The following is a 12,466-nucleotide window of genomic DNA, read 5'->3' as shown; positions in this document are numbered from 1 at the left end:
GGAGTGGCGCGCGCTCGCCGGAACCGACTGCCCCGGCCCGCTTCAGCCGACTAGACTATTGACCGTGATTGATAAGCATTCCTCCACCGCCCTTCTCACCGATAAGTACGAGCTGACGATGCTGCAGGCATCGCTTGCCGACGGATCCGGCGAGCGCCAGGTCGCCTTCGAGGTGTTTGGCCGTCGCCTGCCGAATGAGCGTCGCTATGGCGTTGTCGCTGGTACAGCGCGTGTGTTGGATGCTATCCGCAACTTCCGCTTCACCGAGGAACAGCTGGCTTCGCTGGACTTCCTCGATGACAGGACGCTGGATTACCTGCGTAACTATTCCTTCAGTGGCCAAGTCGACGGCTACCGCGAGGGAGAGCTCTACTTCCCCGCCTCGCCCATTTTGACGGTGCGAGGCACCTTCGCCGAGTGCGTCATTTTGGAGACTGTTATTCTCTCCATTCTCAATGCGGACTCCGCCATCGCCTCGGCAGCAACCCGAATGGTCACGGCTGCCGGTGGGCGCCCGATTATTGAAATGGGTTCGCGTCGCACTCATGAAGAAGCAGCTGTGACTGCTGCCCGTGCCGCCTACCTGGCAGGTTTTAGCGCCACCTCCAACTTGGAGGCAGCGGCACGGTACAACATCCCAGCTTCCGGTACCGCTGCGCACGCGTGGACTCTGTTGCACACCAACCCAGATGGCACGACGAACGAGGCTGCGGCCTTCAAGGCTCAGATTGACACACTGGGAACCGACACCACTTTGTTGGTGGATACCTACGACATCACCGAGGGCGTCAATACGGCTATTGAGGTCGCGGGTCCGGAACTCGGCGGTGTACGTATTGACTCCGGCGACCTCGGAGTTCTCGCTCGCCAGGTGCGTCAGCAGCTCGACTCGCTGGGGGCGCACAACACCAACATCGTAGTGTCCTCTGACCTCGACGAGTTCGCCATTGCGGCGCTGAGGGCAGAGCCGGTCGATGTCTACGGCGTGGGCACCTCTGTAGTCACTGGCTCCGGCGCACCGACTGCGGGCCTGGTCTACAAGATGGTCGAAGTTGATGGGGTGCCCGTCGCCAAGCGCTCGTTGGACAAGCGAAGCCACGGTGGCGTGAAGGCGGCTATTCGTACCTGCCGTCGTTCCGGTACCGCCGTGGAGGAAATCGCTTTCCCGCTCGGCTCAGAAATCCCGGATGTGGGCAACCTGCACTACCGCGATCTGACCATTCCGATGATGCGCGATGGCGAGGTCGTCGATGGTCTACCGACCTTGGAGGAGTCCCGCGATCACTTGGTTAAAGCGCTGGTCAGCCTCCCGTGGGAGGGACTTGCACTTTCCCGTGACGAGCCGGTACTGTCCGTCCGTTTTCACGGCGTTTAGGCGGCGGGGGAACTGTGTCGGACAGTATCGGGCACGCAGATTTTGCTGAGCTATCGGACGACTTTGAGGACTTTGACGATGTTGACGAGCTAGCTTCACCGAGAGCCAGCGTCCATAACGCGGATAGCATCGAAGCTCTTCTCGATGCGGCAGTGAAGGGACTCGGCGGAACGACTCGACCGAATCAGGTCAAAATGTCCCGGTCGGTGGCCTCCGCCTTTGCGCGCGAGCGGCACCTAGCGGTACAGGCAGGCACCGGTACGGGTAAGTCGCTGGCCTACCTGGTGCCTGCCATTGTGCAAGCAATGGAGTCCGACGAGTCTGTAATCGTTTCCACGGCGACCATTGCGCTGCAACGCCAGCTGGTCGAACGCGACTTGCCGCGGCTAGTCAGTTCGCTAGAGCCACACTTGTCCCGCACGCCAACCTTCGCAATCCTCAAGGGCCGCTCGAACTACCTGTGCAAGTCCAAGGTCGGAAATGTCATCAAAGATCCCGTCATGGACGGTGATGAATCCGAGCAGGCCAGCTCAGGTGACGCCGTTGGCCCCACTGCCCTCCTCAGCGAAGCGCAGCTCAGCCGAACCGCTGCCGAGGTCATGCGGCTACGCGAGTGGGCCAATGACACCGACACCGGCGACCGCGACAGCCTGGACAAGGGCGTTTCCAACGAAGCCTGGCGGCAGGTCTCCGTCACGGCTCGCGAATGCGTCGGTGCCATTTCCTGCCCTTTCGGCGAGGAGTGTTTCGCCGAACAAGCCCGCCGCGAGGCCTCCAACGTTGACATCGTTGTCACCAATCACGCACTGTTGGCCATCGATGCGCTCTCCGACGCCATGATTTTGCCGCAGCACGACTGCGTTGTCATTGACGAGGCTCACGAGCTCGACGGTCGAATCACCTCTGTTGCCACCGACGAGCTCTCCCCTGCCGGTATCACCATGATGGCCCGGCGCGCCCGCAAATTCGGAGCCGCAGAGCAGGTGGATGATGTCACCGATGCCACGGATCTACTCGGCGAGACCGTCGCATTGCTTGCCGACGCCTACAGCGGCGCACTCGAAGAAATTCCCGGTGAGCTTGGAGCGGCGCTAGCTTCGCTCCGCGATAGCCTGTGGCAACTACAGACCACGCTGGGCACCTCTAGTTCAGGCAGCTCTGGCGGGTCGGGCTCCGGTGGTTCGAGTTCTGACTCTGACAACACTGAGCGCCAGACCGTCCGCGCTGCCGTGGAGAATATGCACGACACAGTCGTGCGAATTCTAGAGTTCAGTAGCGACGATGTCGTATGGCTTGGCGAGAACAAGACAGTTTATGTCGCTCCCCTGTCCATCGCAGCACTGCTTCGCGAACGCCTCTTCGGCGAATCCACCGTCGTTTTGACCTCAGCAACACTTGCTCTTGGCGGCAAGTTCGATGCCATGGCCGCCGCTTGGGGGCTTCCCTCCGGTGGGTGGGATGGCTTGGACGTCGGCACGCCCTTTGACCCGCAGAAATCTGGCATCCTCTACGTCGCACGCGACCTGCCACGACCTGGACGCGACGGCGCCACACCGGAGCAGTTCGCGATCATGGAGCGCCTCATCCGCGCCGCTGGTGGGCGAACGCTCGGGCTGTTTTCTTCTCGCCGAGGCGCCGAGGCAGCGGCGGAGGAAATGCGCAAGCGCCTGCCTTACGACGTGCTGTGCCAAGGCGATGACTCTATCGGTGCTCTGGTTGATCGCTTCGCAGCTAATCCGCAGACATGCTTGTTTGGCACGCTGACGCTGTGGCAAGGCGTCGATGTTCCTGGCCCATCGCTATCGTGTGTCATCATCGATCGCATCCCGTTCCCCCGCCCCGACGACCCGCTTTTGTCCGCGCGCTCCGATGCGGCTAATGCCGCTGGCCGAAACGGTTTTATGGAGGTCTCAGCGACACATGCAGCGCTGCTGATGGCGCAGGGTTCTGGTCGTCTGCTACGCCAAGTCGATGACCGCGGGGTTGTTGCGGTACTGGATTCACGGTTGGCTACTGCACGCTATGGTTCCTGGATTGCCGCGTCGATGCCTGACTTCTGGCGGACGACCAACCTGGATATTGCGGCTGGAGCGTTGCAGCGGCTGACCCAAAGCTGATTCAGAGGGGGCTGTCTGGGCTCACGAGGTGACGCTGGATTAGGCATAGTTTCTGGAAAAAATCCCACGCTTTTCTATCCAATACATTATTGTGATGTGAAACACAGCACTGCTACAGTGCCCGAGCTAATGAAGCAGGACACTTGGCAGCCGTGCACGAGATTAGAAAGGCGATTTCCTGCATGCCCCTTTCCAGCAACCTCCCCGACATCGACATCCCGGAGACCTCACTCTTTGAGTTCCTCTTCGGAGAAATTGAGCCACGTCACCAGGACAAGCTTGCAATCGTTGACTCAGGCTCCGAGGTCACCTTCGGTGATCTGAAGGCCAGCATTGAGAAGTTTGCGGGTGCGCTGGCAGCACGTGGGATTAAGAAGGGCGACGTTGTGGCTCTCCACTGCCCCAACTCGACAACCTTCGCGGTCGCTCTTCACGGTGTCCTACGCGCGGGGGCTGTCTGCACGACGGTCGCATCGCTGGCAACTGCGGAGGACATTGAAAACCAACTCCGGATGTCTGACGCGAAGATGATGCTAACGACCTCCTCAATCGGTTGGGCTGGCGCCCACGGCGCTGAGGCTGCTGGTCTGCCGGAAGAGATGATTATCGGCCTGACGGGCCTCCACGGCATGGGCGAGCTGCTTGCCGAGGGGCACGGCGCCCCGGACGTCGACGTATCACCCGATGACGTTGCCGTGATTCCGTTTTCCTCGGGAACCACCGGTGTACCGAAGGGCGTCCAGCTCACTCACCGCAACTTGGTGGCCAACGTCGCTCAGGCGGGTGGAGCTACAGTCAACGCGCTGACCGAGGACACCCCGGCTGTCACTATCCTGCCGTTTTTCCACATCTACGGCCTGACTGCGCTGCTGAATCTGTGCCTGTGGCGCCGCACGACGCAGTACACCATGGGCAAGTTCGACCTCGTCGATTTCCTGTCCATCATCGCCGAGCACAAGGTGAAGTTCGCGTTCATCGCACCACCTGTAGCTGTGGGCCTGGCCAAGCACCCAGCTGTCGATTCCTTTGACTTGTCCAGCCTGGAGACAATCTTCTCGGGTGCCGCTTCTCTCCAACTTGACCTCGCGGAACAGGTGGAAAAGCGCCTTGACTGCGTGGTCGCACAGGGCTTCGGCATGACCGAGTCCTCGCCAGCAGCCCACATCCGCATCGGCCACGATAGTCCGCTGGACTCGATCGGTCGCGCAGTCCCCAACACTCAGTACAAGATTGTCAACCTCGACTCCGACAGCTTTGAGGAAATCCCGGTTCCCGCCGAGGGGCGCTCGGAGGCAGGTGAGCTATGGATTCATGGTCCACAGGTGATGAAGGGCTACCTCAACAACCCGAAGGCGACGGCAGAGACGCTTGTCGACGGTTGGCTGCGTACCGGCGACGTTGCGGAACTCGACGAACACGGGAATGTGTACATCGTCGACCGCTTCAAGGAACTGATTAAGTACAAGGGCTACCAGGTTCCGCCGGCCGAGCTCGAGTCCGTGCTGCTCAGCCACCCGGATATTGCCGATGCCGCCTGCAGTGGTGTCGTTCGCTCCGACGGCGAGGAGATTCCTAAGGCTTACGTCGTCATCAAGGCGGGCGAGCAGGTGACTGAAGACGAGATTATGGACTACGTCGCCGACCGCGTCGCACCGTACAAGAAGGTGCGAGCAGTCGAGTTCATGGATGAAATCCCGAAGTCGGCGACGGGCAAGATTCTGCGCAAGGATCTCAAGGCCATGGAGGCAGCACGCGCTCAGTCGTGAGTTACTGCCCCAGGGGTCACCGCCACGGTGACTGAACCGGGAGCAATCTCGGTAAACCCGGCATCCTGAACCTCAACCGCGCAGAGCTCTGGCGCTGGCCACTGCTCCCGCGGTACTTCTTTCACATCTAACGCATAACCACTTTGCGCCCACGCCCAAGCGTCCTCGACCGACAGACTGGCCGCATAGAGCATTGAGCCGTGTCCAACTTGCGCGGCCACCTTTCCTACGGACATATTCAGGTTTTTGTCCACCCAAATCACTGGCGGAGCAAAGGTGTCAGCGCTCTCATGGTCGCCCGGGGCGCCGGGAGATGTGTTCTCCGGGTCGTCGTAAGGCAAATCGGTGCCGGAAATTTGTAGTTTGGCAATCTCCGGGTAGGTTTCGTCGACAGGAGTTGGCACTAGTGCGCGAGCTTGCGCGCCGTCGACGTCCACGGTGACACCCGGTGCAAGCTGAGCGCGTTGCCAGCCGATATTGCGAGCGCGACGTGTGAGCTTGCGGATGCGCGCACCGTACCAAGACGCCAGACCTTGTTGATAGGCAGAAGTGTCATCGCCTGCGCGTTCGTCCAGGCAACAAGCAACAACAGCCATCGCGGCAGCGCGGAGCAGCGCAGTGCGCGAGGGGCGTTCCTTCTTCGGAACCTCAAGCACAATAGCCATTGCCCACGGCACATCCTCGCCGTGGTCTTCCCTATCGGGTTGCGGCAGGAGGTTATGGGCGATACGGAACCACTCCGGTACCGATGATGCGTCCGTGACAGCTGGATTCTTGTGATCCTCGCGTTGCACTACTGCTCCAACGGCACGCGGCGGAAGGTGCCATCTTCGCGGTCGGCATCGTCGATTTCATCGCGGGAAATGCCCAGCATGAACAGAATCGAGTCCATGAATGGAACGTTGACGGACGTGTCAGCGATTTCCTTTAGCGCCGGCTTGGCATTGAAAGCAATACCAAGGCCTGCGACCGACAACATATCGATGTCATTGGCCCCATCGCCGACCGCAACGGTCTGATGCATCTGAAATCCCGACTCTGCGGCGAACGTCTTGAGGCTGCGGGCCTTCTCCTGCCTATCGACGACATCGCCGACCACGCGTCCAGTCAGCTTTCCGTCCTCGACCTCGAGGGTATTCGCCTTGTAAAAGTCCAGACCGAGATCCTTTGCCAGCGGCTCCAAGATCTGGATAAAGCCACCGGAGACAGCACCACACTTGTAACCGAGGCGCTTCAGCGTGCGGATCGTGGTGCGGGCGCCTGGAGTCAGCTCGATGGAGTTAGTGACTTCCTCTAGGACGCTGACCGGCAGGCCAGCCAGAGCCTTAACTCGCTCATGCAGTGACTCGGCGAAGTCCAGCTCACCGCGCATAGCGCGCTCTGTAACCGCTGCAACCTCCGCCTCGCGACCAGCATGGGCGGCCAGCATCTCAATGACCTCACCGGTAATCAAGGTCGAGTCCACATCGAAACAAATCAAGCGCTTGGAGCGGCGCTGCAAACCAGCGCGTTCAATTGCGATGTCAATGTCCTGGTCCTGTGCAAGCTCGGCCAGTGCCTTACGCAGCGGAATGCCCGCACCCGGCTTCGGGTCCGGAATAGAGACCAGCAATTCCAGGCCAGTGACTGGGTAGTCAGCAATACCGCGAATGGAATCGATGTTTGCACCGTAATCAGCAAGAGTGCGGCCGATACGGGAAATATCCTCAGCGTTGACCGGATTGCCCAACACGACAAGTGCGTGGGTGGAGCCATCGCTGCGCTCAATCGGCGCATCCAGCTGGAAACTGACAGTCATGCCGTGAGGCTTCAGTGTTTCAATGAGTCCCTCACGGAGAACACCGACCTTTTCTTCTGTGACACCAACAAGCGCACCGAGGCTCAGATTAGAGCGGAACACCGACTGTTCCACATCCAAAATTTGAACTCCGTGGGCCGCGAGCACGCGGAAGAAAGCTGCGGAGACACCCGGGCGGTCTCGGCCAACAGCGGTAATAAGCACCGGAGCTAGTCCCGGTGCCAACGAAACCGATAGAGCATCGGTATCTACAGACTGACTGGGAGAGGTAATTACCTGTTCATTCACCAATCCAGTATCGCATGAAGCCCCGGCAGAGCGCTCATCGCATAGTGGGATTCCGCACTTCAGTGGGTGGCCAGCGACAGGCGCTAGCCATCGCCTTGCTCTCTTGCCCTTCTGGCGCTCCCTGCGCCCCCCTGCTCTTACTGCGCTCTCTTACTGCCTCTTCCCTAGGAAAGACTCTCAAAGACAAGACTAAGGCCCCATCACGGAGAACCGTGATGGGGCCTTAGCTTCGCGTAGTTATTAACTCAGAGTTGCATCAGCCATGTAGCCACTAGCTCTTAGAGCTGACGACCAACGTGGGCCTCTGCGCGCTGACGCTCAACCATGTGCGGGTAGTGCAGCTCGAACGCCGGGCGCTCCGAGCGGATGCGCGGCATCGAGGTGAAGTTGTGGCGCGGCGGCGGGCAAGAAGTAGCCCACTCGAGGGAGTTACCGTAACCCCACGGGTCATCAACAGTGACGACCTCACCGTAGCGCCAGGACTTGAAGACGTTCCAGACAAACGGGATAACAGACAGACCCAGGATGAACGCACCAACGGTGGAGATCATGTTCAGGGTGGTGAAACCGTCAGTCTCGAGGTAGTCGGCGTAACGACGCGGCATACCCTCGTTACCCAGCCAGTGCTGGACCAGGAAGGTCAGGTTGAAGCCGATGAAGGTCAGCCAGAAGTGAACCTTTGCCAGCTTCTCGTCGAGCATACGACCAGTCATCTTCGGGAACCAGAAGTAAACGCCCGAGTAGGAAGCGAAGACCAGGGTACCGAACAGGGTGTAGTGGAAGTGCGCCACGACGAAGTAAGTATCAGAGACGTGGAAGTCCAGCGGTGGGGAAGCCAGCATAATACCGGTCAAACCACCGAACAGGAAGGTCACGATGAAGCCGAGAGCGAAAGTCATCGGAGCCTCGAAGGTCATGTGGCCACGCCACATGGTGCCCATCCAGTTGATGAACTTAACACCGGTCGGGACCGAAATCAGGAAGGTCATGAACGAGAAGAACGGAAGCAGAACGCCACCGGTCACGAACATGTGGTGTGCCCACACAGCCATGGACAGACCTGCAATAGACAGGGTTGCGAAGACCATACCTGCGTAGCCGAACAGCGGCTTACGGGAAAAGACCGGAACGACCTCGGTGATGATGCCCACGAACGGCAACAGCAGGACGTAGACCTCTGGGTGACCGAAGAACCAGAACAGGTGCTGCCACAGCATTGCGCCACCGTTTGCCGGGTCGTAAATGTGACCGCCCAGCTTACGGTCGTACAAAACACCAAGAGCAGCTGCAGTCAGAATCGGGAAGATCAGCAGAGCCAGGATCGAGGTAACCAGGATGTTCCAGGTGAAGATTGGCATACGGAACATGGTCATGCCTGGTGCACGGAGGCACAGGACAGTGGTGGTCATGTTAATGGCGGAAGCGATGGTACCGACACCACCAACACCGACACCGACAATCCACAGGTCAGAACCGACACCCGGAGAGTGAATCGGGTCAGACAGCGGGGAGTACATGGTCCAACCGAAGTCAGCAGCACCACCCGGGGTCAGGAAGCCCGACAGCATCAGAATGCCACCAATGGTGGTCAGCCAGAAGCCGAAAGCGTTCAGACGCGGGAAAGCCACGTCCGGAGCACCAATCTGAAGTGGCAGAATGTAGTTAGCAAAACCCCAAACAATCGGGGTACCGAACAGAAGCAGCATCACCGTGCCGTGCATGGTGAACATCTGGTTGAACTGCTCGTTAGAAAGGAACTGAAGTCCTGGGGCGAAGAGCTCAGCACGGATAAGCAGAGCCATCAGACCGCCGACAAAGAAGAACGAGAAGGACATAATGATGTACATGATGCCCAGCTTCTTGTGGTCGGTCGTGGTCAGCATTTCCCACGCCCAGCTGCCCTTACGCTCATGTCCGAACGGCTGCGGCCGTTCCGGCGCTACAACGCCATGATCTGGACGAGGCGCTACTGCAGTCATTCTTCCTCCTTACTACGCGAAGATTTCCTGTAACTCACTACAGGGATTTTAAGTTTTGTCCTTGTGAGAATAGTGCAGGCGAGTACGCGACGGCGAACCCACCTACCGCTATGTGCCAGATTCTAGTCTGAACCTTGGAAAAAGTTAAGGCTAAGGGATTTTCCGGCTCACTTCCCCACTCAGCTAAGCACACTATTAGTTTCCTGAGAATTGTCTTAACCTGGGCTAACGCCTATTTAGCAGGAACCGTCGAGGCTAGGACTACTACCCCCGTGTGTGTGCTGTCACCAGAGTGAGGCTCGATGCGGAATGTTCCCTACACCTGTGCTTTTAGAAGTCCCAGTCCTCATCCTCGGTTACTTCAGCCTTACCCATGACGTAGGAAGAGCCGGAACCCGAGAAGAAGTCGTGGTTTTCGTCAGCATTCGGCGACAGGGCCGACAGGATCGACGGCGAAACGCGAGTCTCGTCGGCCGGGAACATACCCTCATAGCCCAAGTTGTTCAGAGCCTTGTTGCCGTTGTAACGCAAGAAACGCTTGACATCCTCGGTCCAACCGAGTTCGTCGTACATCTCTTCGGTGTACTGAATCTCGTTGTCGTAGAGATCAAACATGAGGTCGAAGGTGTAATCCTTCAGCTCGTCACGTTCGGCCTGGGTCAGACGCTCCAGGTTGCGCTGGTACTTGTAACCGATGTAGTAACCGTGAACTGCCTCATCACGAATGATTAGGCGAATAATGTCCGCGGTGTTGGTCAGCTTGGCGTGGCTGGACCAGTACATCGGCAGGTAGAAGCCCGAGTAGAACAGGAAGGACTCCAGCAAAGTGGAAGCAACCTTCTTCTTCTGCGGATTATCGCCCTCGTAGTAGTCGAGGATAATCTTGGCCTTCTTCTGCAGGTACTCATTCTCCTCGCCCCAACGGAACGCATCCTGAATCTCAGGAGTCGACGCCAGCGTCTGGAAAATCGACGAGTAGCTCTTTGCGTGCACCGATTCCATGAAGGCGATATTGGTGTACACAGCTTCCTCGTGCGGAGTCAGCGCATCTGGAATGAGTGATACTGCACCTACCGTGCCCTGGATGGTGTCCAGCATGGTCAGACCAGTGAACACGCGCATCGTGGTGCGCTGCTCCAGTGCGTTGAGCGTATTCCAGCTCTTGATGTCATTCGACAGCGGCACCTTTTCCGGCAACCAGAAGTTACCGGTCAGACGATCCCAAACCTCGAGATCCTTATCATCAGGAATCGTGTTCCAGTCAATAGCCGCAACTGGGCATGCACGCGACTCTGGATTCTTCTCACGGTGGGCCGGAGTCGAGGGTGGGCAATCATCGAAACTCACGTGGAAACCTCTCCCTTTTTCATTGATATTGCCGTTTTTCGAACACACCTTATATATAAGGAACGTCCTTCACTCTTTACGAGTTCAAACAGCGACTGCAGCGGTGGCTATTCCAGCCTTGTCCCACTACAAAACGTCAGGCTCCCGATGAAAGGAGCCACTACCCTTAGCAGCTTACCCACACCCGCATTATTAAGCACGCGGCCTAGAAGAAATCGCCCCACTTGCCGAGTCTTGTTCCCGGTGCCCCCTCCCCTAACCCCACGTCACACAAAGAACAAGGTGCTTGACGACGCAATGTCCGTCGTCAAGCACCAAGCGCAAGATGTTGCGCGAACCTAGGCGTGAACCTTCTCTCGGTTTTCCGCCGTGTCGTTGATGATGCGGTCGGAGATGACGTACACCAGCAAACCTACGACAGCCATGAGCGCGAGCAACCAAGCGATGGTAGCGGAGACCCCTTCTGCTTCAGACTGCGCGATGGAGAGGGTACTGAAGAAGGCCGGTCGAGAATCAACAAGCATGGCCGTTAACGCGATGCCAACCGGTACGGCAATGTTGATCGTCAGATTGTAGAAACCGATTGCAACACCGGACTTGGCGGCAGGAATGTTCTGCAGTGCGGTCGCGACCAACGGCGCATACATGAGCGCGAACCCTGATGGGAACAGAATCATGGAGACGATAACCGTGGCAACACCGGCCCCCGGCAGCACTGCGGGGATGAGCAACGCCACGATGATGATGCTGATAGCCGCGACAATGGCCTGCTTCGAGGGCAGGAACTTGGCAACCTTGCCAGACATTACACCGACGATGACAGCGCAGAGGTAGCCCGGCGCGAGGATATAGGCAGCACCGTCGAGGTTGATGCCATAGAGCTCGTCGACCATATACGGCAACAGAATGGCCGAATACCCCAACTGGACCATGTAAACCACGAGCACAACAATCAGCGCGCAAACGTAGCGAGCATTGGTAAAGAACGACGGGCTGACCACGGCGTTGTCATGTGTCCGGATGTGCCAGACAAAGAGCGCGACGCCCAGCGCAGCGGCAACCAGCCACCACCATTGGAACTGCTGCATGAACAGCATCACCGCAGTGGCGATGACCGCGATGAGGAACAGGCCAAAGATATCCAGGTGACTCTTCTGCTGCTGCTCCTCCGGAACTGTCTTGATCAGGAACGGAATGGCAACTATCAGAATGAGCGAAATCAGGAACATAGCCGGCCAGGAAATGTAGGTAGCCACGATTCCCGAGGTCAACGTTCCAATCAGCAGCGCGGCTTGGAAGGCCGCGGTGGAAAAGCCGAGGTAGGTTTTCTGATCTTCTGGGCTTAGGTACTTGGTGACATAGATGACGTAGAGTGTCTCAGCCGCCGCCAGGCCGGCAGTTTGAATAATGCGGGCAGTAAGCACGATTGGCCATACTCCCTGGAAGAAATAACCCAGTAGAGAGCCCACGGCGACGAAGCCGATACCGACAATCATCAATTTGCGGATACTGATGCTGTCCGCCAATGCGGCGTACACCACCGCTCCAATGCCAATCAAGATACCGGCGAGTGTCGCCTGCAGACTGGCCGTGGAGACACTGAGGTCCAGAGATTCCGCAATCGGCTTGGTCATGAACTTAAAGCCATTGTCCAAGACCAAACAGAATACAAAGGAAAACAGCAAGACCGGGACTGCGGCCTTAGGGTTTGGCGCGGCAGCCTTGGACGCTGCGCTTTCACGGGGATTCACGTTCAAGCTGGTATTGCTGGCGGGATTGCTCATCGCACTGTACCT

The 12,466-nt window shown here is 58.2% G+C and carries 8 protein-coding genes; 3 read left to right on the top strand and 5 right to left on the bottom strand.

Annotated features, from left to right (window positions below; translation table 11 throughout):
* Nucleotides 1-64: 64 nt before the first annotated feature.
* The 3 genes from CHU70_RS07175 to CHU70_RS07165 all read left to right on the top strand — a co-directional run bounded on the left by CHU70_RS07175 (nucleotide 65) and on the right by CHU70_RS07165 (nucleotide 5,258).
* Nucleotides 65-1,375, top strand: a complete 1,311-nt coding sequence (locus CHU70_RS07175; RefSeq protein WP_016422259.1) for a nicotinate phosphoribosyltransferase — start codon at nucleotides 65-67, stop codon at nucleotides 1,373-1,375.
* A gap of 128 nt (nucleotides 1,376-1,503) precedes the next feature.
* Entirely contained in the window at nucleotides 1,504-3,492 is a 1,989-nt protein-coding gene (locus tag CHU70_RS07170; protein WP_172954634.1) for an ATP-dependent DNA helicase, read from the top strand.
* Nucleotides 3,493-3,674: 182 nt separating this feature from the next.
* A complete protein-coding gene (locus CHU70_RS07165; protein WP_069359083.1) occupies nucleotides 3,675-5,258 on the top strand; it encodes an AMP-binding protein in 1,584 nt (527 codons plus the stop codon).
* On the opposite strand, the gene CHU70_RS07160 is transcribed toward CHU70_RS07165, so the two are convergent.
* The 5 genes from CHU70_RS07160 to CHU70_RS07140 form a co-directional block, all read right to left on the bottom strand.
* Entirely contained in the window at nucleotides 5,249-6,052 is an 804-nt protein-coding gene (locus CHU70_RS07160; RefSeq protein WP_147719145.1) for an aminoacyl-tRNA hydrolase, read from the bottom strand. The two genes, CHU70_RS07165 and CHU70_RS07160, sit on opposite strands and share 10 nt — an antisense overlap.
* Nucleotides 6,052-7,344 (bottom strand): phosphoserine phosphatase SerB, encoded by a 1,293-nt coding sequence (serB, locus tag CHU70_RS07155; protein ID WP_048732992.1) that lies wholly within the window; start codon nucleotides 7,342-7,344, stop codon nucleotides 6,052-6,054. Before serB ends, CHU70_RS07160 begins: the two co-directional genes overlap by 1 nt.
* 278 nt (nucleotides 7,345-7,622) lie before the next feature.
* Nucleotides 7,623-9,323 carry a cytochrome c oxidase subunit I gene (ctaD, locus tag CHU70_RS07150; protein WP_005511131.1) on the bottom strand — a complete coding sequence of 567 codons (1,701 nt, stop codon included), beginning with the start codon at nucleotides 9,321-9,323 and terminating at the stop codon, nucleotides 7,623-7,625.
* Between the two features lie 330 nt (nucleotides 9,324-9,653).
* Nucleotides 9,654-10,670: a class 1b ribonucleoside-diphosphate reductase subunit beta gene (gene nrdF, locus CHU70_RS07145; RefSeq protein WP_016422253.1), complete on the bottom strand. Its 1,017-nt coding sequence runs from the start codon at nucleotides 10,668-10,670 to the stop codon at nucleotides 9,654-9,656.
* A gap of 338 nt (nucleotides 10,671-11,008) precedes the next feature.
* Complete coding sequence (locus CHU70_RS07140; protein ID WP_016422252.1) at nucleotides 11,009-12,454, bottom strand: MFS transporter; 1,446 nt, start codon at nucleotides 12,452-12,454, stop codon at nucleotides 11,009-11,011.
* Nucleotides 12,455-12,466 lie beyond the last annotated feature (12 nt).

This window comes from Corynebacterium sp. LK10 (genome assembly GCF_008042455.1).
In the GTDB taxonomy this organism is placed as follows: domain Bacteria; phylum Actinomycetota; class Actinomycetes; order Mycobacteriales; family Mycobacteriaceae; genus Corynebacterium; species Corynebacterium jeikeium_D.
The sequence above is the reverse complement of the archived record's forward strand: the minus strand, read 5'-3'. Positions and strand labels throughout refer to the sequence as shown.